Raw genomic sequence first — 23,242 nt, forward strand, 5'->3', positions numbered from 1 at the left:
CATAGCTTCAACTATGATACACTATTGCTTCTATAGAAAACAATATGATCCTCTTTATTATGGACGAAAACTTGTATAAGAAGGAGGTTTTATGTCCTATATGGATCCGGACGCAAAGGGCCCAGCTGCTTACTTCATCTTTTTCAAGAAAACAACCGCCTCTCTGAACTACGAAAGGCGGCTGTTTCGTTCTGTAATTGGCATATCAATAGTAACCGTTGTCCCTTTTCCTTTACCGCTTTTAAAATGCATGGTACCTTGATGACGCTCCATGATTTTGTAACACACGGCCAGCCCTAAGCCCGTTCCAGCTTCTTTTGTAGAATAAAACGGCGTCCCTACTTGTTCAATCCTCTCTTGACTCATTCCGATTCCATTGTCTTCAAAGTGAATCAATGCTCGTGTATCTTTTTCTTCAACTGTTATTGTAATATGGCCTTTCTCAATAATAGCTTCTACACCGTTTTTGATCACATTGATGAACACTTGTTTCAACTGATTTGCATCAGCCGAAACATAAATAGGCCTTTTTGCTGTTTCTTTCAATAAAATAGAAACATTATTTAAATTGGCCTGCGCTTCCATTAGCGTAATAACTTGTTTTAAAATATCGCATAAATTGGTCTTTTCAAAAGATACATGCTGCTTTTTTCCAAGAATGAGCATTTCACTGGAGATTAAGTTGATGCGGTCGATTTCAGACATCATGATATCTAAATATGTGTCATTTGTTTCCTTAGAGGCTTGCATAACCTGTACAAAACCTTTTAAAGAAGTAAGGGGGTTTCTAATTTCATGTGCTACGGCACCTGCCATTTGTCCAATAACCGACATTTTTTCCGAGGTTATCATAAGCTCTTCATCTTGACGGTATGTAGTAATATCGCGTGCAATCATAAATACACCTACTACCTGCTTATGAACAATAATGGGAAGCAAAGAACACCTAAGCAACCGTCTTTCTCGCTTTCTATTGATCACATTCATTTCGAACTTAGCACCTTTTCCATTCAGCACTTCTTTAAAATACTCTTTACACATATCAAACTCTTCAGCTGCGATAAGAGCTGAAGGTTTCATCTTTTGCAGTTCTTCACTGGAGTATCCAACGATTGCTTCACCTTCCGGGTTAGCAAGAAGTACTTCACCCGTTTTACTTATTTCAAAAACACCATCAGGATTATGTTTGAACAAAGATTGATAGTGCTGATTGCTCGTTTGAAGTTCGTGTTCTTTCACTACGAGCTCTTGCTGGGACTCCACTAGTTTATAAGCTCTCCTATATACCAACCCATACAAAATAATGCCCGTAGCTAAAATAAAAAACCAACCTTTGTATTGTTGAAAAAAAATATATACTTCAAAACGACCTTGCGCTAATGTTCTAGATATATTATCAGATATCAAGATCCATACAGCGCCAATAATGATATATATAATTGAAATTCTTAAAGCTACTTTACGCGCGTGTTTCACCAAATTTTAATCACCTGTTTATCCGTATTGATCCCCTGTCTTATTGCCTTTATATGAAGTGTTCACTTTTTGTAGCCATTTCATGCCGTTGTAAAAAATTGATGAATGGCCTGACCTAGGTTACTAATAGATTTTACATTTGCTTGAAAATGATACTGGTGAAGCCATTGACTGTGATCGGGTGTCACACCTGTTAAATAAATCTGTACGCCCATTAGCTGAAATTCCCATATTAAATGTTCTAGGGCTGCAACACCTCGTTCATCAATTTGACCGATTCCATTAAAATCAATGATAACTCGATCAACCGTTTCCTCATCTATTTGTCTGAGCAGCCGATGTTCATTTTTCATGATGACTTCCTCAAATAAATCGCCAAACAGAGGTATAAGCACCATGTTGTTCGATAAATGAATAAACGGTCCCGACAGCTCTATAACTCGGTTCATGGCCTTTTCTAATCGTTCTTTTTGCAGCAGCAGTTCTAAGTCTGTTTCAGATAAACGCGCTGTATGCTGTTCGATTTTTTCTGAGAGAATTCTAATTTGAGAATCTTCCTCTACACATATTACATGCGCCTTATCTTGCTCCCATTTGCAATTCACGGTATAAAGAGACATCTTAGCTTTACGCGAATGCATGACTAATTCTGTTTTTATTTTTTCCTTCTTTCCTAATCGTTTTCTAGCTTTGTTCTGACTATCTTCATCAACAATTTCTAAAAAATGTTGAACCTCTCCGAATAAAGCGGCTGCTTCATCAGATTGCGCTAGAATATTCATTTCCTCATCCATAATAAAAGCAGGAAGCGGAGCATATTTAATAGTCGACAACCTTAATCCCCCTAATTGATTGATAATGAAAAAGCTCTTCCAACTCTTCTAGCTGTGCAATAAATCGAACTTGATTTGTTTGAACAAGAGGAAACTTATAGTTTGAAACTACTCGGCCTCCAACTAAAATAAGCGGCTGATGTTTTGTCTTTTTTAATCCTTCTATATATTCGTTTGCTTTTTCTATATGATGAGTTAAACTGAACGAGATTCCTACTAAATCAGGTTTCCATTGTTCAACAGCGTGCGTTGCATGTAAAAGCGGAGAATCTGCTCCTAAAAGTTTCGTCTGCCATCCGTGCTCTTCAAAGAGAATGGAAATCATTTTTAAACCTAAAAAATGCTGTTCATTTTCTATACACAAAAACAGACCTTTTTTTTCACTTTTAATAACTTCTTGTCTTATACACAATTGATAGCGTGACAAAACATAGTCACAGGTAGTAGTAGCTAAATGTTCATCAGCCACTGAAATTTCATCTTCTTCCCACATCATACCGATTTGAGCCATTGACACTGAAATGAATTGCTGAAAAATATAAAATGTGTCGAAACCCTGCTGTCTTTTTTTCCACACAATATTCCAAGCTTCATCTTGATTCCCTGATAACAGTAATTCAGTCAAGCGTTCTATGCTTTCAATCAAGAAACCACCTCTTTTTCAGTCAAACGACTTGTTTTTTTTCCTTTGTTATTATCAACCATACCACTTAACTCACCGGCACTCTACAGTAAAATATTCTCACACCGACAAAATAGCACCGGACGTCTCTGACAGGTAAATCTTTTTATTTTTCAAAGTCAACGAGGTAGTGATGCAGCAAGTGACGGTTTTGTTCATTGTATAAGTACGCATACACAGGACGTCCTATTGTGCCGTAAGTCATTCTTTCTCCAAGAAGACCTATATCTGTTAGAAATTTTAAATATTTTCGAATAGACACTCTTGAAATTCCCGTTTTTTCAGCCACATCATCGGTCGAAAAAGGGTGATCTTTAAGATGCACAATGGCTTCTACGATGACTTCTAATGTTCCTGTCGTTAGACCCTTAGGCAACGGCTCTACCGGAGCTTCTTTTATTTTTTTATTAGACAGCAGCCCGTCTAATTCCTGTTGATTAAGCTGAGGTTGCTGTTTTAACGTACGAAATGTTTGTTTATAAGCCGAAAGTGCTTGATAAAAGCGTTCAAATGTAAAAGGCTTAATCAAATAATCAATCGCTCCATAGCGTAAAGCTTGCTGAATCGTTTGAGCATCCGAAGCAGCGGTGATAAAAATGACGTCTATTTCCTCTTGCTTTGTTCGAATCTCTTGTAAAACTCTCAAACCATTTTGCCCAGGCATAAAGATATCAAGCAGTACTAAATCAACTTGATATTCATTTACCTTCACTAAGGCTTCATGACCCGAATGAGCAACAGCGACCACTGTAAACCCCTCTATCTCTTCAATGTACTTTTGATTAAACTGAGCAACCATTGGGTCATCTTCAACAATTAATACTTTAATCAACTTGATCTCTCCTTGTTTCGTACGGAATATCAATATAGAATGTGGTACCGCTATTTATAAATGAGTCAATAACGATTTGGCCACCTAGTTCATCAATCGTTTGCTTCACTAAATGCAGCCCAAACCCTCTGCTCGTTCCTTTTGTAGAAAAGCCTTTCTTGAAAACCTGATTCATTGTATCGGAAGGAATGCCGCAGCCTGTATCCGTAACTTGAATCGTAAGCTTATTGTTTTTATACACAAGCATAACGGACACTTTTTTAGAGGCTTGATGACAAACTGAATCAATTGCATTATCAATTAAATTTCCAATAATGGTAATGAGATGATGAGTAACGTGTGCATCTGAAGGTTCTGGAATAACTTCATCAGCGGAAAACGTCAGTTCTACGCTTTCCTCTCTAGCATAACTCATTTTGCCCATGAGAAACCCTGCCAACGCATGATCTTTAATAGATTTAGTCACTGAACTAGATTCATCGACACGATGATTAACAAGCTGATGAATATACGTTTTTAGCTCATCATAATAATTCATCTGCACCATTCCTAAAATCACATGAAGTTTATTCATAAATTCATGCGATTGTGCTCGAAGCGCTTCCACATACATTTTAACACCTGTTAGCTGTTCTGCTAAGATATTAACTTCTGTTTTATCCCGAAACGTAGAAAGTGCTCCTACAATCTCTTCGTTTACCACTAGCGGAACCCTATTAACTACAATGGCTACTCCATTTATGACTTGCTCTTCATCATAATGAGATTCCCCCGTAGACAAAACGTCGTCCAATCTGGAGGTGGGCATATATTCTCGAATAGACAAACCGATTGACTCTGGTGCTAACCCTGCTTTAACAAATAAGCGGCGTGCAGAACGATTAGCAAGTGTAATATTACCTTCTTTATCAACAGCTATCACTCCTTCACGAACCGACTGCAGCATGGTGCTTCTCTCTTCTAGAATTTTAGCAATTTCAGAAGGTTCCAAGCCAAATAAAATTTTCTTTATGTAATTCGCTAATAAAATAGCACCAAGAACGCCTACAAGTAAGCCAATTAATGAACCTAAAACAATTCGACGATGCCCATCTCTAATCGCTTCATTTACATTATTCAAAGAAATCCCCACAGCCACTGCGCCAATTTGTTGATTTTTTTCATTATAAATAGGTGCAAAAGCGCGCAGAGATTTATCAAGCGTTCCTTTTGATACAGATACATAAGATTTCCCGTGCAATGATTTTTGCTCATCGCCTCCGGCAAACCTCTTTCCTATCTTTTTAGGATCTGGGTGAGACTGGCGGATTCCATTCATATCTATAACAACGATAAACAAGACGCTTGATTTTTTACGAATTCGTTCAGTAAATTCCTGAATTGACTGAGGTGTTTTTGTCTCTAGTCCTTTTTTCACGTTCGTTGATTCTGAAATAATTGTAGCAATAGTCCGAGCTTTTTCAGCCTGTTGATCTCGGATGTTTTTTCCAATTGAACTGCTAACTAATAAATCCGTTAACAATAGCGATAGAATTACCACCATGCATACAAGCAGCACCGTGATGCTTCGCAGCCCCATTCTTCCGTGTTTCACATTCTTCCCTCGCTTCCCTGCTTTCCTTGTTTATAGCACAAGAAAAAGATCTTATCTAGAGGCAGATAAGATCTTCGCTTATTTAATTTCATTTTTACTGAGTTGATGAACATTTATACAGGAAGGTTAACAATCTACTTTATAGTTTAGGTCCTTTTCGATATTTGAACCATCCCATTTTATAAAAGGCAAAGACCATTACGCCTACAAGCCCAATCATAATGCCCAGTACAATAAAATAATTATATTTCCCCGTCAGTTCCGGCATATATGAAAAGTTCATGCCATAGAGGCCAGCAATAAACGTCAACGGTAAGAAAATAGCTGACATCAGCGTTAGCGTAAACATGATTGAATTCATACGATCCGAGTTGATGGACATAAAGCTTTCTCGAATATCATTTGACAAATCCCTGCTTGCTTGCATAATTTCAATCATATTTAATAGGTGGTCATAAATATCATTAAAATAGCGAACCTGCTCTTTTGCTTTTAACGCATTGGTTGACATAATACGATACATTAAATCTCTCATGGGGTTTAAAATCCGGCGCATTCGTGACAAATCACTTCGGATGTCATAAAGCTGCCTCATTAGTTCATCCATAGGTTCGTCTTTTGCATTGTCTTCAATGTCGTCTATGTGATCTTCAAATTTATAAAGCACAGGGAAGTATTCATCAACGGTATGATCTAAGAGTTCATACATGATATCCCATGTTCCATCTTCGGTAGCCTCAGGGTCTTTTTTGATAAGCTCCCACACTCTAGCCACGCTCGTTAGCTTGTCCAAGTGGTAAGTGACTAAAAAGTTATCCCCCACAAATGCAGATACTTCTAAGTGCTCAAGCTCTTCTTTATGAAGTGCATAATACACTAAAAAATAATGCTCATCATACAACTCAAATTTAGCCCGCTGACCTTGATTCAAACAGTCTTCAACTGCTAAAGGATGAAAATTAAATTGTTCAAGCTGCTTTTTTTCTTCCTCGGTGGGATTGTAAAAATCAACCCAATACCATTGAAAGTCATGGCTTGAACGAATCTCATTCATTTCTATCTCTTTAATAGCTCCTTCTTTGGTTTTAGCTACAATTTTAATCATAAGATAACCTCTGTCTTTTTTGATACTATTCTCTGCACATACCCTTTTTACCATTTTGTTAAACTTTTTTCTTTTAATGTACGCCTTTTCTTGTCTATACATACGATGATGGTGACGACAAGAGAACAAAACGGTGAGGAGGTATATCCATATGTATGAATTTTACTCCCGGCATGAAGAATATTGGGAAGATGATACAAGACTAGACGAACAGGTTTTAAGAGATATAAACAAAGCTGTAAACGATGAGTTTTCCGCTATTCACTACTATACACGCCTAGCAGAGCTGGCTCCTAATGATCAGTTTCAACAAGCTATATTAGGTATTCGGCAGGATGAAATTAAACACTTTGACTGGTTTTCTAAAGCCTATTATGATTTATCAGGCAGCTACCCACAGATTTCATTAAACATAAAACTGCCAAATACTTTTCAAGAAGGGGTCTCTGAATCCATTAAAGATGAAGTAGAAACCGTTCCATTTTATCAATCAATCGCTAGAAGAATCACAAATGCTCGAATTCAAAGCCGCATTGTTCGAGCTGCGAGCGATGAACAGCGCCACGGTCAAATTTTTCGAACCATTCAGTCCCACTTCTCATACTAAATAATACGCTTGCCACTGCAAGCGTATTATTTAGTATTATTTAGTATGATTTTATTATTATCTCTTACTTTGTAGCATTAAATTCTTCTTTAATTTTTTGGAGCAGCGTTTGATTTGTTAATACGTCATACCCTGTTAATGCCATTGTTTTTGCACCAAGTATCATTGCTTCTCTTCCTTGCTCACTTAAAGCTGCTTCTCTAAATTCGTGCGTATGACAAACAAAATAATCATCACAAATTTGAATATACGGATGAATAGCCGGAACAACCTGACTCACATTCCCCATATCTAAAGATCCATGATCGCCTTGGTCTTCCGTAATGCTTTGCTCGCTCACACCTAATGAGATGAGATTATTTGTATAGACGTCGGATAATATTTGATTCGTTTGCATATCATCATAAGAAAACTCATAGTTTGAGATTTTTAATTTTGTTCCCGTCGCTAAAGCAGCACCATGTGCACATGCCTTCACCTTATCTGTTACTTCATCTACATATGCACGAGTTGAAGCGCGAACATAAAATTGTGCTACTGCATAATCCGGTACAACGTTGGCCGCCTTGCCACCCTCTGTAATCACTCCATGAATACGTACATCCGGCTTCACATGCTGGCGAAGCGCATTAATGCTATTGAACGTTTGTAATACACCGTCTAGCGCATTGATTCCTTCATGAGGGGCAGCGGCTGCATGTGCAGATTTTCCGAAGAACTCAAACTGAATCGCATCCATCGCAAGAGAACGCCCGCTTTTTTGATGACAGTAATAAGGGTGCACCATCATAGCTACGTCTAAATGATTAAAAATACCTTGTTCAGCCATCGTTACTTTGCCGCCTCGTGTTTCCTCTGCAGGCGTTCCGTATACGTATATTTTACCGCCCGTTTCTGCGACTGCTTTACTCAGACCAATACCAGCGGCAATTGACATGGTTCCAATTAAGTTATGTCCGCATGCGTGTCCGAGATCCGGCAAAGCATCGTACTCTGCCATAAACCCAATCGATGGACCTGGCTTTTGACTGTCATAAACAGCGGTAAAAGCCGTTGGCAAGTCACATGTACCAATTTCAACTGTGAACCCTTGTTCTTTTAAAACATCCGTTAATGCTTTGCAAGCCTTAAATTCTTTATGGCCAAGCTCAGGATTTTGTCCAATATATTTGCTTACATCATAAAATGTATCCTGTAATTTATTAATTGTTTCATTTATTAATTGTTTCATTAGTTGTACTCCTCTTTTAAATATTTAAACAAATTATAGTATATTTATTCGTTTTTTGAAAGCTAGTTTTTAAGACGTGTTTTCCTATCACCTTAATATGCCTTATAATTAAACTACTAACTGTTTTAAAGAAGGTATGCATAATGATTAACGTAAAAAAATTTAATTTTTTAGGCGGTCGTATTATTAAAACAGGCATTGCCGTTTTTTTGACTGCACTCATTTGTCAGTCCGTTGGCTGGCCGTATATGCTCGCTGTTATTACAGCCATTGTTACGATTGAACCAACCGCTGCGGATTCTATCAAAAAAGCGTTCATTCGCTTTCCTGCTTCAGCAATTGGAGCTGCTTTTGCCATGATTTACACATTTCTTTTAGGCGTAACGCCGCTTACCTATATGCTTGTTGCTGTTTCTACTATTATATCCTGTTATAAATTGCGTTTACATGCCGGAACACTCGTTGCAACGCTAACAGGAGTGGCTATGCTAACGATTGTGCACGACCATTATTTCATATCATTTTTAATTCGCCTAGCGACCACTAGTATTGGGCTGCTTACTTCTTCACTTGTAAATATCATTGTTCTTCCTCCTAATTATACACCGATTATTACGAGGAAAATTCAAAATCTCTCAAAACAAATGAGTAGCGTCTTACAGCAAAGAGGAAGCGAACTTTCTCAAGTACACGCTTGTCATAAACAAACAAAGCTTCAATTTCAGCAGCTTTCTGCTGAAATTGAAAAAATTGAGACGCTTTGTGAGTATCAGCGAAAAGAATGGAAATTTCATCATTTCACTCGTACAGCTATGAGAAAATTCCACTATGAATATAAGAAACTTTCTCTTATGAGGCAGCTTGTCTACCATATTGGTAATTTAATTTATTTGCCCGCTCATCAGCTGCAAAGTGCAAAACATCAAGTGATTTGGGACACTTTCACTTCCTTTCATAACGTCTTACAAAATGAACAATATAAAAGCTCTTTGCAGCATCAAACGCTTGTTTTGACTTTAAAACAAAGGTTTTGGGCACATAAGCAGGAAGAAAACAGAGTGGATCAGCCTTTTTCAACAGAAACAACCATGCTGTACGAACTTCTTGCGATTCATCACCTGCTTGAAGAACTACACCGTATTCACCGTTTGAAGGAACGCTATAACTTAAACAATTCGCCTGTCTCACTTTCTTCATAAAAAAATCCTCACAAATGTGAGGATTTTCTTGTTTACGAAACTTGTGACTCATCTTTCTTATATTCTTTCTCCCAGTAGTCCGCATTTTTAATTCCTAGCTTAACAGGATCAAATACGGGGTCTACCCCTTGTTTTTTCTGAGCTTCATAGTCTTTTAATGCAACTAACGCAGGCTTAGCTAAAATTAAGATAGCAATTAAATTTAGCCATACCATAATACCAAGTCCTGCATCACCTAACGCCCAAGCTAATGAGGCTTGTTTCACTGACCCGTAAAACGTAGCTCCCAGCAGGACAAGTTTTAATGCAAACATAGCCCACTTCCCGTTCTTTCCGCGAGTTAGATAAGCAATATTTGTTTCAGCAATGTAATAATAAGCCATGATCGTTGTAAACGCGAAAAAGAATAGGGCAACTGCCACGAAGCCAGCTCCAAACCCCGGCAACACTGTTTCAATAGCAGCTTGTGTAAATCCAGGTCCTGCTTCTACACCCGGTAAATTTGAAATAATAAATGAACCTCCCGGTCCTTCCGTGTTGTACATGCCTGTGAATAAAATCATAAACGCTGTTGCTGAACAAACGAACAGTGTATCAATATAAACCGAAAAAGCTTGTACAAGACCTTGTTTCGCCGGGTGTGAAACTTCTGCTGCAGCTGCTGCGTGCGGCCCCGTTCCTTGTCCTGCTTCGTTTGAATAAATGCCGCGCTTCACTCCCCAAGAAACAGCTAAACCAACGATTCCTCCAAAAGCAGAATCTAATGCAAAAGCACTTTTAAAAATAAGAGCGATAACTCCCGGCAACTCCGAAATGTTCATGGCAATAATAATAAGAGCTAAAATAATATACCCAAGTGCCATAAAAGGTACAACGAATTGGGCTACCCCTGCAATACGCTTAACGCCTCCAAAAATAATAAAAGCAAGAATAATAACTAATCCTACTGCTGTAACCGTTGGACTAACACCAAATGCATTGTCGATGCCAAGCGCGATGGAATTGGACTGAACGCCCGGCATTAAGATACTCATCGCAACAAGGGCTGCAATGGCAAATAAAATGCCATACCATTTCATACCTGTTCCTTTTTCAATGTAGTACGCTGGACCACCTCGATATTGGCCATCTTGCTTAACTTTATAAATTTGAGCCAGTGTTGATTCGATGAATGCACTAGAAGCACCAATAAAAGCAACTGCCCACATCCAAAATACAGCCCCTGGACCTCCAAAAGCGATAGCTGTCGCAACTCCAGCAATATTTCCTGTTCCAACTCGTCCCGACAGCGCTAAAGACAGTGCTTGGAAGGAAGAAACTCCTGCTTCTGAGCTTTTACCCTGAAACATCAGCATAACCATGTCTTTTAAGTGTCGTACCTGTAAAAACCTTGTTAAAATCGAGAAAAACAGGCCAATCGCAAGACACCCATAAATAACAGGCGTGCTCCATAGCACATTATTCAAACTCGTTACAAATTGCTCCAAACGATAACCCCCTTATTTTTTCATTCAGACTATTTTAAATTATAAGTTAAATTATAAATTTTAACAATAAAACTCTAAATTAAAACTTGTTTTTTAGTTAAAATACACAAAAAAAGTTATAAACCCCTCAAAAACATCCAATAAGAAATCGTTTACATTCCATAATTATTGCTCTCAAAAAAGAGATATCTGCACCTTTCTTCTCAAGAACACATAGGCTATAGGAGTTATTTTCTATTAGAAGGTGTGAAAAACAATGATGAGAATCGAGCCTTTATTTTATCGTTCTTTAGCTCTAGACCTTCTTTATGCGTGCGTCTTAGCTTATAAGCAATACGCACAGGGAGGCACATTTGATGTACCTGAAGGCTACCGGCTTATTAAATCGTTTAAAGCTTCTGCCGTAGGGGTGCAAGAATGGTTTGGTTTTATTTTAGAATCTGATGAAGCCATTGTGATTGCCTTTCGAGGAACTCAATCTGAGGCAGACTGGATTGCTGATGCTCGCATTCGGCAGCGCCCTTATCCATACAATCAACAAGCGGGTCTCGTCCACGAAGGTTTTTTAGCTGTTTACGAATCATGCCGTGATGAAATTTTTGAAACATATAAATCGCTTCCCACCAAGCCCATTTATATAACGGGTCATAGCCTAGGTGGCGCACTCGCTGCTCTTCATGCCTTGGATGTCGCCACAAGCGCATCTTTTCCGGAAGTTACAATGTACAACTACGGAGCTCCTCGAGTAGGGGATCCTCAATTCGTTCAAACATACACAAATCTTGTTTCAAATAGCCGCTGTTTTGTTAACACGACCGATACGGTTCCTAAAATCCCTCCGAAGCGACTCTATTCCCCTTCCACCAAGCAAACAATTTATTACGATCAAGACCCTCTGCAACTCTCATTTACCATCCAAACAGGCTCTACCGTAGGGAACCATAATCCCCAAACATACAGTGTTGGGATATGGATGATGTCGGATTATCCTATTTTGGTCCAAAAATAAAAAAACAGGCGGAATGCCTGTTTTTTTTATGCGCCAATTGCTGTTTTGATTTCTTCTATTTGTTCTTGATGACGCTTTTCATGATAGCCAATAAAATCAATCCATTGCTTTAAATCCATTAACCCAAACACAGGATGTGGGAACGATTTTTGCTTTAGGTTTTCTTCACTGGCTGTTTCTTCTAACTCTACTAAAGCCGCTCTTGATTCCGCCAGCTTACTCTTCATTTCTTCTAATGTCTGCTTTTCATTAGAAGGCGTAACTTGAGCCGGTGCATCTACTTTTCGAGAACGGTCTACCGCTAAATGAAACGGCTTATCTTCGGTTGGCTGATCTACACCGTTTTCTAACTGATCCTTTACACGTGAAACAATCATGCGCTCCATCAAATATAAATGTTCTAATACTTGCATAACGCTCCATGTATTAGATGCTGGCTGCTGATTTAATTGTTCATATGTTAATGATTCTACACTGTTCAATACATCATTTCGAAACTGTTCATTTTTGTTCATTGTTCATCCTCCTCTAGGATTCCTCTAGCTTATCGTATCAAAAAACTCTTCTATATAAAAAGGATAACCCTTTACTTAACCATGTTTTAGCTGCAATTGTTTCACGTGAAAAAAATCTTTTTTCTATTTGACATGAATCAACTGAAGTGTTATATTTAGATTTCTGGCTTTTCTTTAAGAGCTGGACATAGTGAAAGTAACTTGAAAGGATGTATCGTACAATGCAAGGTAAAAATACTGGCATTCGACACATGTCTTTGAACAAAACTTATTCACACTGGATCGGCTTCGGAGCCGTAAGGATGCAAGAGAGGTAGGGCTTGCGTCGTTTAGGTTAATCGATCATGTGGAAAAACAAACCGCGGCAATGGATGAAATCCATGCAAGCACAATCAATGCTAATTGTGCCCTAACAACAACGAAACATACAAAAACCGTAATCATGGATTTTATAAAGAAAGTAATCATTTTGTTTTTACACTTGCAAAAAGCAAGTTACTGATAAGAAACACGAACAAAAGCGAGCAGATGCATCTGCTCGCTTTTTTAATGATGATTTTTTATTTACTTTATCATTTCTTTTTTTAGGGAATCTTATAAAAAAGCCAAAACCAATATGGTTTCGGCTTTTTTCTTATTGCTCTGCTAGTACATCAGCAAATGCTTTTGCATAAGGAGGAAGGTCTGGCGGACGGCGACTTGAAATGATGTGGCCGTCGATTACGACTGCTTCATCATGCCAAATAGCTCCCGCATTTTCCATATCATCTTTGATTCCTGGCGTACTTGTTACGTTTCGGCCATCTAAGATTTTTGCAGAGATTAATACCCATCCTGCATGGCAGATTTGGCCGATTGGCTTTTGCTGTTCATCCATATGACGAACCATTTCAATTACTTCAGGGTAGCGGCGCAGTTTATCCGGCGCCCAGCCTCCAGGTACTAAAATAGCGTCATATTCAGCTGGATCAACATCTTTAAATGCGTAGTCCGATACGGCTGGAACACCGTATTTCCCCATGTACGTTTCGTTTGCTTTTTCTCCAACTAAATGTACTTCTGCTCCTTCTTCGCGAAGACGCATCACTGGATACCATAGTTCTAGATCTTCAAAGTCTGCACTAACAAGCGCAATAACTCTTTTATTTTCTAAGCGCATCGTAACACCTCCGCCATCAGTATAGCATGTTGGAGAATAAGATTGAAAATAAGGAACTAAATTGTACATAATTAAAGGATTTTTCAAGTGCCCTTCAGAAATTTTTTGTATGCCAAATGGTCTAATTTTATATTTTCACTTGACTGGGGACAAACACCACACTACAATGTGTAGTGTAGTGTTCATAATGTTGTAAAATTATCCAAATAAGAAAGACTTTCTGATTTAATTGCTACATTTCTTTTTTCGGGCTTTCACACTACATAATGTAGTGTTTTTCAAATACACTTAAAGGAGGAAGTAAAGTGAATAAAAACGTCGAAATTGGTTCACTTATTATTCGTTTAGTATTAGGTTTTACATTTTTAGTACACGGCTTTCAAAAATGGCAAGGCGGGATTGAAAATACAGTAGGGTTCTTCGATAGCTTAGGAATCCCTGGTTTCATGGCATATATTGTGGCAACAATTGAACTTGTAGGTGGGGTTCTGATTATCCTTGGTCTAGCAACAAGAGTCGTAGCTGCTTTATTTGTGGCAGTTATGCTTGGCGCTATTTTTACAGCCAAGCTTAAAAGCGGATTCGTTGGCGGGTTTGAGTTTGATATTGCCTTAATTGCCATGTCTGCTCACCTATTTCTTGCAGGAAGCCAGTTCCTTGCTCTTGATAAAGTGGTATTTAAAAAGAAAGAAACTGCTTTTTCTCTTCAAGAAGAAAGCAGTAAATAAAAAAGAAAGCTTATACTCTCCCAATATAAGCTTTCAGGTTAGTCCCGCCGTTTGAGGCGGGCTTTTTTTATATTTGAAGCAGCAAATTCGCAAATAAAGAAGAACGCTCGGACAACGTATCAATTTGAATATGTTCATATTCTGCATGTATTCCTTTTCCGCATGCTCCTAATCCATCCAACGTGGGAATGCCAATGGCCGCTGTAAAATTGCCATCACTTCCGCCTCCAACAGCTGCTTCTTCTAATTTCATACCCAGTTTGGCCGCAATTGACTGAGCGCATTCAAATAACTCTTCCGTTTGTTTAGACTTAACCATTGGAGGACGGTTCATGCCTCCTGTTACTTCAATCTTAATCCCTTTTAAAATGGGCGTTAAATTCAAAATAATATCCGTCATACGTTTTGCTTCTTCTTCTGTAGAAACACGTAAATCCACGTGCGCTTCTGCATATTCCGGCACTACATTTGTACCGCTGCCTCCGGTAAATGTCCCAACGTTCACCGTTGTACCTTTTTCATAATCGGTTAAGCTCTGCAGAAAAATCACTTGGCGCGCTAGCTCTTCAATAGCATTGATTCCTTCTTTGTGGTGATTACCAGCGTGGGCTGCTTGTCCCCACACCTTTACGGTAAAAATCCCCGCTCCTTTGCGCGACGTTTTTAACGCACCTGAACCCGCCACCGCAGGTTCAGCTACTAGCACAGCTTCACTTCTTTGTGCTTCTTCTTCTATATATTTTTTAGAGGAAATTGATCCAATCTCTTCATCTGAATTGCAGAAAAACACAATTTTTTTATCCATTTCTAAGCCGAGCTCTTGAATCGCTTTAATTGCCCATATTGATTGCACAATGCCGCCTTTCATATCTAAAATTCCCGGACCATAAAGCTTGTTTCCTTCTGTTCTTAGACTCAGCCTTCCCTTTTCCCATACCGTGTCAAAGTGACCGATAATTAAAAGCTGCTTCTCTCCTTCTCCAATCGTAAATTTCAAATGGTTTCCTACTTCTTTTTCTTCTATGATTTCATACCCCACGCCTAAACGCTTCTGAAACAGCTGCGTTAAATACATTCCACACTGATCCACTAACTCTTTACAGTAGGACGGTGATTCTTTTTTCACAAATCCAACTAAATCTTCGAGCATCTCTTGTTCATGTTCTTTTAAATAACTAAATACGCTTTGTTCTACCATTACCTGACTCAAATCAATTCCTCCTCCAAACAACCCCTGCTGCTTGTGCATTCACTGCTTTTATTTATCGTACGTATGAGTATGTTCTACGTTTCACATAACGACCTTAAATTATCCTTAATTATAATGGTTTTCAGACAATTTTCCATCCTTAAAATACAGATAATACTTTAACTTATTCATAACTGACCGAAAATAGCCATAAACTTCAACAAATTTATACAAAAAAGCTTCAATCTTCAACAGATTAAAGCTTTCATTTTATTAATTGACATTTATTTTGATATTTTTCCCTTTTGACTTCACACTTACAAAAACAAACATAGACACTAAAAAAACAAACAAAATAACGCCAACCATTTCAAAGTTTACTTCGGCCCATGGATTAAAGAAAGTGAATGCTAAGTAGAAGGACACCCCGTATGCGAGGATAACAATAATCCAGCCCATCAAGCGGGAAGCAGATTGCCCAAACTTACTCGATTCATTCACCATTTTATGTACAATCAGTGAATCGATTGTATCTGTCAGCATCATACCAAACATAAATACTAGTCCTAATAAAAGCGGCGTATATTTGCCTGCGTTCCCTACAGCTAGAGACCACACGGCCGTTTGACTGACCGTTTCAGCCGCTAGGGCAAACAGCGCTCCTACAAGAATAATTAAAAAAGGATTCGTTGTTCCTTTTGCGATTTTCGGAATAAACTTCCCTTTTAACCCGCTCACCTGAAACTCTTCTTCTTTGTTTTTAGTTCGAAGCAAATGATATGTGTTTAATGTCCCAATCAGAAAGAGAGAGATGATAGATACCCAAGATGCAAAATGATCGAAATATGCTGGAAACGTAAAATTCTTCATCACTACGCCCAGCACCCCGGCCGTGACGGCCACCATTCCTCCATGACCGAGTGAAAACAGCGTTCCGACCCACGGGGCAAAACGGCTGCCCATTCGCCAATTATATCGGGTCTGGCCATCAATAAAAGCTAAGTGATCTGCATCTAATCCGTGCCTGATTCCTAATAAAAAGACAAGTAAAAAAACTGATAAACCTTCCATTTCCTACACTCCTTTTTTTAAAATAAAACGTAAAAAAGCCTCAATTCTATAGAAATTGAGGATGTGTCGGCATATGAAAATAAACAGTAATTGCTCACTGCGTACCTTGATACACCGCCTCTTTCCTAGAAGAGTCAAGTGTACAGAATAGGTAGGTCTCCTGGCTTGAGATCATCATTTTCTACCGCCTTCCCCGTTTTGAGTGACGATAAGATAGAAAACTCCCTGCTTACAGTGGCTGGACCGCTCGAGATTTGCACTCGATTCCCTGTTACCTCTTACGCTATGTAAGAGCACCTAAACTGTGCGAATGATTCATTTTCTTCCTCATTATACTAGTACTCCTTACAAATGAATAGAGAAAATTCAAATAAAAAAGCCCTGCTAAGCTTTACATGCTTAACAGGGCTTTTTAAAGCAATTAAACTACTTCTACCGTTACGTCTACGTTGCCGCTGATTGCTTTTGAATACGGGCAGTATGAGTGGGCTAGGTCTACATATTTTTTAGCTGTTTCTAAATCTAAGCCTTCGATATGAGCTTCAAGCGCTACAGCAATTTTTACTCCTTGATCAGCTTTATCTGGAAGCAGCTGAACCGTAGCTTTTACTTCACTGCTTTTAATTTCTACGTTATGTTTTTTCAACATAAATTCTAACGCACTGTTGAAACAAGCACTGTATCCAGCTGCAAATAGCTGCTCTGGGTTTGTTGCTGTTGTTGCTTCTCCACCAAGCGCTGGAGGTGTTGCAACGTCTAAATTAAAGATATTATCTAAAGAATGAACTTCTCCTGTTCTTCCACCTGTGTTAACGACTGTCGTTTCATATAAAGCTTTCATGTATAAATCTCTCCTCTTTTTTAGTAATTTTATTAAAATTTTTTATTTATCGTTTCTGTAATTTAATTGTACACAATTTAATTTTAAAAAACAAGTGTTAAATACATTAAAAATTTTCCAATAAAAAAAGCCGCGTATATGCGACTTTTTCTTAATAATATTGAGACTGTTCGTCATAAGCTGATTTTCGAAAAATAGACAAGTTGGTAATAGCCCTCATCAGTTTCGTATTAAATATAACATAATGAATAAACAGCGCCAGCACGCAGCCTAAAACGGCTCCTGTTAACACATCGAATGGATAGTGAACGCCAACCCATACCCGTGAAAATGCAATGAGTGCACCCATGACAACCCACATGCGCCCTGAACGTTTGAAATGCAGCCAAATGGTAAAAGTGATAACTAATGCAGATGTAGCATGATCGCTTGGAAATGAAGAATTCGCGGCGTGATCAATAAGCTGATTCACGTGGTGAGAGATAAACGGACGATCTCGATAAGCAAATAAACTAATCACTTTATTGATAATGACTCCTGTGGCACAAGCACATAAAGCTTGAAATGCTACAACACGGCTGCCGTTTTTATTAATAAGTAAAAACAAGCCGAGTAAAACAATAAGTACATACTGGGCATAATCTGCAAAGAATACCATTAACGAATCTACAAACTTCACATGCGAGGCATACTGATTCACCGCATGGAAAATGGTATAGTCTACTGAATTAATAGCTGATAACATAATCGAAATCCTTTCTTATTTTTAAATGTCATTAGCTATCTTATCAGTTTCTGAAGAAAATGAACATTATTTCTCGGGCTATTATTGATATATTTAGTAAATAACCATTGATTTCCTTATCATTTATACACCCCGAATCTCTCCGTGCTATAATGTACGCAACTATACATAGACACAAGGGGGAATTTTTTTGAGTAAAGGCAGAATTTTAATTGTAGAAGATGAGCGCAAAATTGCTCGTTTAATTCAGCTAGAGCTTGAACACGAAGGGTACGAAACGGGCATGGCTTATACAGGGACAGAAGGATTGGCAGAGTTTCAAGAACACAATTGGGATTTGCTGCTTTTAGATGTCATGCTTCCTGAACTGAGCGGACTCGAAGTACTTCGTCGCATTCGAGCAAACGATGATCAGACGCCCGTTATCTTATTAACCGCTCGAGACGCCCTTCCTGATAAGGTAAGCGGACTAGATTTAGGAGCGAACGATTACATTACAAAGCCCTTTCAAATTGAGGAGCTTTTTGCACGTATCCGCGTATGGCTTCGCCATCCTGCATCAGCATCTCCTGCTGAAAAAGAAGCAGATACTCTGCAGCTAGGAACTTTAGTTGTTAATGAAAAAACGCGAGAAGTCACGCGTGAAAATGAAGCTATTGAGCTGACTCCTAAAGAATATGATTTACTTGTCTATATGCTTCAAAACAACAATCAAGTGCTAAGCTTTGAACAGCTTCTTACAAACGTGTGGGGATTTGATTACTACGGCGACACCAATATTGTATACGTATACATTCGTTATTTGCGCAAAAAGATTGATGCACCATTTTCAACACCTTATATTCAAACGGTGCGCGGCGTTGGCTATATGCTTAAGGAGTAGCTTATGAAACTGCAAACAAAGATTATCCTTACATCAACTGCCCTGCTTTTTATTCTCTTAGTAATTGCAAACAGTTCGATTTACTTCATTTTCAAGAAAACCATGGAAGACAATGCAATTGAACGTTTACAAGCAGAAACAAGCAACGTAACAAATGGGCTAAAACAAACAAGTTCGACGGTTAAACAAGCCAATTTGCTTCGTGCCTATTTGCCTCCTAACGGAATGATTCGTATTTTGCCTAAATCAGGGAGTCCTTTAGTTGTATCGGTTACTGATCAAACGAAAGAGCTTCAGGACTTATCCTATTCTTATTATTCAAATGAACAAACAACCATCAAAGAAGACGACGGCCACCTATACGCAATTTCGCATACTCCGGTCATTTGGACGAACGGTGAAGTCGTTTCTTTAGAAGTCACGGAACAACTCGAAGACGTGGAACAATCTTTACAGACGTTAAAATTCATCTTGCTTATTGCCTCTCTTGTTATATTAATTCCGACCATATTTGCCGGACGGCTTTTAAGTAAAATCATTTTGCGGCCTATCAAATCTCTTATTCATACTATGGAAGAAATTCAAGTGTCTCGCACATTCAAAAAAATCGCTCTCTCTTCCTCTTCTAAAGATGAGTTAGATCAAATGGCCAACACCTTCAATAATATGATGGATTTATTAGAGGAAAACTATAAAAAGCAAGAGCAGTTCGTATCCGATGCTTCTCATGAATTAAAAACACCCCTGACCGTGGTAGAAAGCTATGCCAATATGCTAAAACGATGGGGGATGAAGCGTCCAGATATTTTAGAAGAAGCCATCGAAGCCATTCACTCTGAGTCTTTACGCATGAAACAGCTTACGTCTCAAATGCTGGTGCTTGCGAAAGATGAGTCGCAGTGGGAGCTTCACATGGAACACGTAGATGCGGCGGCCGTCTGTAACCAAACAATCAAGCATCTAGAACAAGCTTTTGAACGAACCATTTATTTAAATATAAAAACGGATCATCCCGTCGTAACAGCGGATGAAAAACGCTTAAAGCAGCTGCTTTACATCCTCTTAGATAATGCCATTAAATATAGTGAAAAAGCGGTAGAGGTAACCATAACAAGAAGCGAAAGCTTTATGATTACGGTCACAGATCAAGGAATTGGTATTCCAAAAGAAGACTTATCAAACGTGTATGAACGCTTTTTTCGCGTAGATAAAGCAAGAAATCGAGAAACCGGTGGTTCAGGGCTTGGGTTATCCATTGCTCGAAAGATTGTAGAAGCCCATAGCGGACGTATTGAGATTAGCAGCGATGAAGGAAAAGGGACATCCGTAACGGTTTGCTTTCCTCTTTGATTTCTCACCGTTTCTTAGAGATTTTTAAGAATTGCCTGCTATACTATTTTTCATAATACTGGAGGTGAATGTATGAAGAAAACGGTGCTTTTTATACTTATCTTTCTTGCTGTTGGTTCAGCTTGCTTTTATGGAATAGCAAAAGCAATGAATCCATCTGATACCATTTTATCCGAGTCTGAAATCAGCCGTATGATTCAGCAGAAATATGGCGGCACGATTGAAAATGCAAGTTTTTCTCAAAAAGATGATGAACCGATTTATCTAATTACTTTGCTTAAAGGTGATATTCCATACCACATCACATTAAATGGAGAAAATGGAGAAGTCCAGTCATTAATCAAACAAAAAGTAGAGAAACAAACGTCTACTCAAACTAAAAATGATACAGAAAAAGAACAAAAAAAGAGCGAGCAGCCACCCGTTTCTCCTACATCCGACGAGCCTCTCATTTCAATGGAACAAGCAAGAGATATTGCTTTACAAAAAGTAAAAGGAACGTTTTCCTCAGTTGAAATAGAAGAGGAAGAAGGCCAAACCTTCTACGAAGTCGAAATTGATCAGTCTAAAACAAGAGAAGCTAAAGTAATGATAAACGCTTACTCTGGGCATGTAGATTCCATCACCTATGAAAATGACGACGACTAAAAGTACAGCGGAAAGCTGTGCTTTTTTTATACACCTTTATTTATTTCTAAGAAAATTTTAAACTTCTTCTTCTTTTCCTTTAAAGTTCATCGGCTAAGATAGTCTTAACAACAAATCAAGGAGGCCGTAACATATGAAAGTTATTACAACCGTTTTAGCCAGTGCAGTATTAGTCGGTGGATTAGGTGCAAGTGCATATGCCATGACGGATCAGTCTAAAAGCAATGACAAGAAGCAAACCACAACGATTGAAGAAGCAAAGGCAAAAGACATTGCTCTTCAAAAAACAGACGGCGGTGACATTACAAATATCCAATTAGCCGTAGATGACGGCGTTAAACAATATGAAGTAGATATCACAAAAGGTAATAAAGAATACGATGTAGATATTGACAGCAGAAGCGGTAAAATCATTGAATTTGATGAAGACCAAAAAGACGATGATGATGAGAAAGAAGAAAATCTCCAAAACGCTTCCCCTGCTATTTCATTAGATCAAGCAATCAAAACAGCTTTAAAGAGTGCTAAAGGAACCGTGAATGAAACGGATTTAGACCAAGAAAACAACCGTTTAGTATATGAAATCGAAATTGACACAGCCGATAAACGTGAAGCAACTGTTTCAGTAGATGCCAAAAACGGCGACGTAATCAGTGTAGAAATAGATGATTAATAGAAAAAGCACGCTCCAAAAGGAGCGTGCTTCTTTTTTATACCGCTAATTTAATAACCGTTAACACAATACCAATCAAGAATCCACATAGAGCTCCGTTCACTCGAATCCACTGCAAATCTTTTCCGACATTGTTTTCCATCATATCCACAAGCGTTTCATCATCTAATTTATCTAAGTTTTCTTGAACAAGCTGCCCAATTTTTGAATGATTCTCGTCTACAAAACTCATGATTTGCTTTTGAATAGCCGTATCAATTGCTTCTTGACGCTGTGCATCCTCTTCAAGAGCATTCAGCCAGCTCTCTACGTAAGGAACGGCGTAGCTTTTCATAAATTCAGGGCTTTCAATAAATGCCGTCACTTTCGCTTTCATTTTATCGACGATTTCTGTTAATTTATTCGTTACATTTAATTCATTAATCGTTTTTTGTTTCCATGCTTCTAATTTCTCAAGAAGCTCTTCATTGTGTTCCAAGCCTTGCAGCTCTTTTCTAATTCCATTTACCAAAGCAAGGCGATATTCATCATCTTCATTACGAAGACGACCTGTAATAGAAAGCAGTAGATTTTGCAAAATAGACCCTAGCTTCTCTTCGTTAATCATGCTTTGAAATGATTTGAGAGCAAATTGTAAAATACCGTCAAGCTCAATATTATCAAGCGCATTTTTAGCAATACTTCCGAGCTGATACTGAGTTTCTTCTTTTTTAATCCAGCCCTCTCCCTTATTTAAAAGAACATCAAGTGCTTTTTCATCATACTGATTTCTAACCACTTCTCCAACAATCGAATGCACGATAGGCTTTAACTCTATTGCTGAAAGCGATGACTTGAGCTCTTTTTCAATAATAGGAACTACTTTCTCTGTATCCACACGATTAATCGCATCAACAAGCAGTGCTGTTCCTTTTTGTTGAATCGTTTCCGAATGAACACCTTTTCGAACAATCGGAAGCAAACGCTTTGTAAACGCAATTCTTTTCACTTTTTCTTGAATACTTTCTTTTGACAGCCAGTCGTTTTCAAGCGTTGAGACTAACCCTCTTGTAATACGCTGCCTGTTTTTAGGAAGCAGCGCAGTGTGTGGAATAGGAATGCCTAAAGGGTGACGAAAAAGAGCCGTAACTGCAAACCAATCCGCTAAGCCCCCGACTAATCCAGCTTCGAACCCACCTTGAAGCAACCGACCCCAAATTGAATCACCAAAAGGCATGGTGGCAACGAAGCCCACTCCCATAATGGCCAAAGAAATCGTGGCCAAGTGCTTTGATTTCTTTTTTGGGTTTGTTGTAAATACATTATTTGATTCCATTGTAGTCCTCATCCTTTATTTATTTAACTAAACATTTCATCTAGAAATATGTAACGTGATACAGAAATTT

The 23,242-nt window shown here is 38.4% G+C and carries 24 protein-coding genes and 1 riboswitch; of the genes, 9 read left to right on the forward strand and 15 right to left on the reverse strand.

What is annotated here, in order from left to right; translation table 11 throughout:
- Positions 1-168: 168 nt before the first annotated feature.
- The 6 genes from AC1VNJ_RS23260 to corA form a co-directional block, all read right to left on the reverse strand.
- A complete protein-coding gene (locus AC1VNJ_RS23260) occupies positions 169-1,263 on the reverse strand; it encodes an ATP-binding protein (protein ID WP_482641351.1) in 1,095 nt (364 codons plus the stop codon).
- Between the two features lie 293 nt (positions 1,264-1,556).
- Complete coding sequence (locus AC1VNJ_RS23265) at positions 1,557-2,309, reverse strand: STAS domain-containing protein (RefSeq protein ID WP_033580723.1); 753 nt, start codon at positions 2,307-2,309, stop codon at positions 1,557-1,559.
- Entirely contained in the window at positions 2,296-2,955 is a 660-nt protein-coding gene (locus AC1VNJ_RS23270) for a cobalamin B12-binding domain-containing protein (protein ID WP_482641352.1), read from the reverse strand. Before AC1VNJ_RS23270 ends, AC1VNJ_RS23265 begins: the two co-directional genes overlap by 14 nt.
- A 142-nt stretch (positions 2,956-3,097) precedes the next feature.
- A complete protein-coding gene (locus AC1VNJ_RS23275; RefSeq protein ID WP_028412480.1) occupies positions 3,098-3,823 on the reverse strand; it encodes a response regulator in 726 nt (241 codons plus the stop codon).
- Positions 3,816-5,402: a DcuS/MalK family sensor histidine kinase gene (gene dcuS, locus AC1VNJ_RS23280; protein WP_482641359.1), complete on the reverse strand. Its 1,587-nt coding sequence runs from the start codon at positions 5,400-5,402 to the stop codon at positions 3,816-3,818. The genes AC1VNJ_RS23275 and dcuS overlap by 8 nt, the downstream gene beginning before the upstream one ends.
- Before the next feature lie 154 nt (positions 5,403-5,556).
- On the reverse strand, positions 5,557-6,522 hold the full coding sequence (gene corA, locus AC1VNJ_RS23285) for a magnesium/cobalt transporter CorA (protein ID WP_028412482.1): 966 nt from the start codon (positions 6,520-6,522) through the stop codon (positions 5,557-5,559).
- A 151-nt stretch (positions 6,523-6,673) separates the two neighbouring features.
- On the opposite strand from corA, the gene AC1VNJ_RS23290 reads away from it, so the two are divergent.
- Entirely contained in the window at positions 6,674-7,129 is a 456-nt protein-coding gene (locus AC1VNJ_RS23290) for a ferritin-like domain-containing protein (RefSeq protein ID WP_154990677.1), read from the forward strand.
- 64 nt (positions 7,130-7,193) lie between these two features.
- Here the strand turns inward: AC1VNJ_RS23290 and AC1VNJ_RS23295 are convergent, their stop codons facing one another.
- Complete coding sequence (locus tag AC1VNJ_RS23295; protein WP_482641353.1) at positions 7,194-8,360, reverse strand: M20 family metallopeptidase; 1,167 nt, start codon at positions 8,358-8,360, stop codon at positions 7,194-7,196.
- Positions 8,361-8,503: 143 nt separating this feature from the next.
- Here AC1VNJ_RS23295 and AC1VNJ_RS23300 point away from each other — a divergent pair, with 143 nt between their 5' ends.
- The gene (locus AC1VNJ_RS23300; protein WP_033580721.1) at positions 8,504-9,559 is read left to right on the forward strand and encodes an aromatic acid exporter family protein; all 1,056 of its coding nucleotides are present in this window, start codon (positions 8,504-8,506) and stop codon (positions 9,557-9,559) included.
- 32 nt (positions 9,560-9,591) lie between these two features.
- Here the strand turns inward: AC1VNJ_RS23300 and AC1VNJ_RS23305 are convergent, their stop codons facing one another.
- Positions 9,592-11,046 (reverse strand): alanine/glycine:cation symporter family protein, encoded by a 1,455-nt coding sequence (locus AC1VNJ_RS23305; RefSeq protein ID WP_028412486.1) that lies wholly within the window; start codon positions 11,044-11,046, stop codon positions 9,592-9,594.
- A 256-nt stretch (positions 11,047-11,302) separates the two neighbouring features.
- On the opposite strand from AC1VNJ_RS23305, the gene AC1VNJ_RS23310 reads away from it, so the two are divergent.
- Positions 11,303-12,055, forward strand: coding sequence for a lipase family protein (locus AC1VNJ_RS23310; protein WP_482641354.1), 753 nt, complete (start codon positions 11,303-11,305; stop codon positions 12,053-12,055).
- Between the two features lie 26 nt (positions 12,056-12,081).
- On the opposite strand, the gene AC1VNJ_RS23315 is transcribed toward AC1VNJ_RS23310, so the two are convergent.
- On the reverse strand, positions 12,082-12,570 hold the full coding sequence (locus tag AC1VNJ_RS23315) for a DinB family protein (RefSeq protein ID WP_033580719.1): 489 nt from the start codon (positions 12,568-12,570) through the stop codon (positions 12,082-12,084).
- A 346-nt stretch (positions 12,571-12,916) separates the two neighbouring features.
- Between AC1VNJ_RS23315 and AC1VNJ_RS23320 the strand changes: the two genes are divergently transcribed.
- Positions 12,917-13,072 (forward strand): hypothetical protein, encoded by a 156-nt coding sequence (locus AC1VNJ_RS23320; RefSeq protein WP_014461889.1) that lies wholly within the window; start codon positions 12,917-12,919, stop codon positions 13,070-13,072.
- Positions 13,073-13,204: 132 nt separating this feature from the next.
- On the opposite strand, the gene AC1VNJ_RS23325 is transcribed toward AC1VNJ_RS23320, so the two are convergent.
- Positions 13,205-13,729, reverse strand: coding sequence for a type 1 glutamine amidotransferase domain-containing protein (locus AC1VNJ_RS23325; RefSeq protein WP_013055087.1), 525 nt, complete (start codon positions 13,727-13,729; stop codon positions 13,205-13,207).
- Between the two features lie 305 nt (positions 13,730-14,034).
- Between AC1VNJ_RS23325 and AC1VNJ_RS23330 the strand changes: the two genes are divergently transcribed.
- Positions 14,035-14,457, forward strand: coding sequence for a DoxX family protein (locus AC1VNJ_RS23330; protein ID WP_033580717.1), 423 nt, complete (start codon positions 14,035-14,037; stop codon positions 14,455-14,457).
- A 67-nt stretch (positions 14,458-14,524) separates the two neighbouring features.
- Here the strand turns inward: AC1VNJ_RS23330 and AC1VNJ_RS23335 are convergent, their stop codons facing one another.
- The 4 genes from AC1VNJ_RS23335 to AC1VNJ_RS23350 all read right to left on the reverse strand — a co-directional run bounded on the left by AC1VNJ_RS23335 (position 14,525) and on the right by AC1VNJ_RS23350 (position 18,303).
- Complete coding sequence (locus tag AC1VNJ_RS23335) at positions 14,525-15,688, reverse strand: M20 family metallopeptidase (protein WP_482641360.1); 1,164 nt, start codon at positions 15,686-15,688, stop codon at positions 14,525-14,527.
- 231 nt (positions 15,689-15,919) lie between these two features.
- A complete protein-coding gene (locus AC1VNJ_RS23340) occupies positions 15,920-16,717 on the reverse strand; it encodes a HoxN/HupN/NixA family nickel/cobalt transporter (protein ID WP_098112295.1) in 798 nt (265 codons plus the stop codon).
- Positions 16,718-16,850: 133 nt separating this feature from the next.
- Positions 16,851-17,033: riboswitch (cobalamin riboswitch) on the reverse strand.
- Positions 17,034-17,138: 105 nt separating this feature from the next.
- Entirely contained in the window at positions 17,139-17,558 is a 420-nt protein-coding gene (locus tag AC1VNJ_RS23345; RefSeq protein ID WP_028412491.1) for an organic hydroperoxide resistance protein, read from the reverse strand.
- A gap of 151 nt (positions 17,559-17,709) precedes the next feature.
- Positions 17,710-18,303 (reverse strand): undecaprenyl-diphosphatase, encoded by a 594-nt coding sequence (locus AC1VNJ_RS23350; protein WP_033580715.1) that lies wholly within the window; start codon positions 18,301-18,303, stop codon positions 17,710-17,712.
- Positions 18,304-18,493: 190 nt separating this feature from the next.
- Between AC1VNJ_RS23350 and AC1VNJ_RS23355 the strand changes: the two genes are divergently transcribed.
- The 4 genes from AC1VNJ_RS23355 (at position 18,494) to AC1VNJ_RS23370 (ending at position 21,857) form a co-directional block, all read left to right on the forward strand.
- Positions 18,494-19,186, forward strand: coding sequence for a response regulator transcription factor (locus tag AC1VNJ_RS23355; protein WP_243555742.1), 693 nt, complete (start codon positions 18,494-18,496; stop codon positions 19,184-19,186).
- Between the two features lie 3 nt (positions 19,187-19,189).
- Positions 19,190-20,536 (forward strand): HAMP domain-containing sensor histidine kinase, encoded by a 1,347-nt coding sequence (locus tag AC1VNJ_RS23360; RefSeq protein WP_154992327.1) that lies wholly within the window; start codon positions 19,190-19,192, stop codon positions 20,534-20,536.
- Between the two features lie 72 nt (positions 20,537-20,608).
- Positions 20,609-21,184, forward strand: coding sequence for a PepSY domain-containing protein (locus tag AC1VNJ_RS23365; RefSeq protein ID WP_482641355.1), 576 nt, complete (start codon positions 20,609-20,611; stop codon positions 21,182-21,184).
- A 133-nt stretch (positions 21,185-21,317) separates the two neighbouring features.
- Positions 21,318-21,857 carry a PepSY domain-containing protein gene (locus tag AC1VNJ_RS23370; RefSeq protein WP_025752882.1) on the forward strand — a complete coding sequence of 180 codons (540 nt, stop codon included), beginning with the start codon at positions 21,318-21,320 and terminating at the stop codon, positions 21,855-21,857.
- Between the two features lie 37 nt (positions 21,858-21,894).
- Here AC1VNJ_RS23370 and AC1VNJ_RS23375 read toward each other — a convergent pair whose 3' ends face one another.
- Positions 21,895-23,172, reverse strand: coding sequence for a DUF445 domain-containing protein (locus AC1VNJ_RS23375; protein WP_482641356.1), 1,278 nt, complete (start codon positions 23,170-23,172; stop codon positions 21,895-21,897).
- Positions 23,173-23,242: the final 70 nt, after the last annotated feature.

The sequence above is a fragment of the Priestia sp. 3CA3 genome (assembly GCF_056836725.1).

What these genes read in the sequence shown, in the direction of transcription:
- dcuS (WP_482641359.1), bottom strand. Translation starts at nt 5,402, where the DNA reads ATGGGGCTGCGAAGCATCACGGTGCTGCTTGTATGCATGGTGGTAATT.
- corA (WP_028412482.1), bottom strand. Translation starts at nt 6,522, where the DNA reads ATGATTAAAATTGTAGCTAAAACCAAAGAAGGAGCTATTAAAGAGATA.
- AC1VNJ_RS23290 (WP_154990677.1), top strand. Translation starts at nt 6,674, where the DNA reads ATGTATGAATTTTACTCCCGGCATGAAGAATATTGGGAAGATGATACA.
- AC1VNJ_RS23295 (WP_482641353.1), bottom strand. Translation starts at nt 8,360, where the DNA reads ATGAAACAATTAATAAATGAAACAATTAATAAATTACAGGATACATTT.
- AC1VNJ_RS23300 (WP_033580721.1), top strand. Translation starts at nt 8,504, where the DNA reads ATGATTAACGTAAAAAAATTTAATTTTTTAGGCGGTCGTATTATTAAA.
- AC1VNJ_RS23310 (WP_482641354.1), top strand. Translation starts at nt 11,303, where the DNA reads ATGATGAGAATCGAGCCTTTATTTTATCGTTCTTTAGCTCTAGACCTT.
- AC1VNJ_RS23315 (WP_033580719.1), bottom strand. Translation starts at nt 12,570, where the DNA reads ATGAACAAAAATGAACAGTTTCGAAATGATGTATTGAACAGTGTAGAA.
- AC1VNJ_RS23325 (WP_013055087.1), bottom strand. Translation starts at nt 13,729, where the DNA reads ATGCGCTTAGAAAATAAAAGAGTTATTGCGCTTGTTAGTGCAGACTTT.
- AC1VNJ_RS23340 (WP_098112295.1), bottom strand. Translation starts at nt 16,717, where the DNA reads ATGGAAGGTTTATCAGTTTTTTTACTTGTCTTTTTATTAGGAATCAGG.
- AC1VNJ_RS23345 (WP_028412491.1), bottom strand. Translation starts at nt 17,558, where the DNA reads ATGAAAGCTTTATATGAAACGACAGTCGTTAACACAGGTGGAAGAACA.
- AC1VNJ_RS23350 (WP_033580715.1), bottom strand. Translation starts at nt 18,303, where the DNA reads ATGTTATCAGCTATTAATTCAGTAGACTATACCATTTTCCATGCGGTG.
- AC1VNJ_RS23360 (WP_154992327.1), top strand. Translation starts at nt 19,190, where the DNA reads ATGAAACTGCAAACAAAGATTATCCTTACATCAACTGCCCTGCTTTTT.
- AC1VNJ_RS23365 (WP_482641355.1), top strand. Translation starts at nt 20,609, where the DNA reads ATGAAGAAAACGGTGCTTTTTATACTTATCTTTCTTGCTGTTGGTTCA.
- AC1VNJ_RS23370 (WP_025752882.1), top strand. Translation starts at nt 21,318, where the DNA reads ATGAAAGTTATTACAACCGTTTTAGCCAGTGCAGTATTAGTCGGTGGA.
- AC1VNJ_RS23375 (WP_482641356.1), bottom strand. Translation starts at nt 23,172, where the DNA reads ATGGAATCAAATAATGTATTTACAACAAACCCAAAAAAGAAATCAAAG.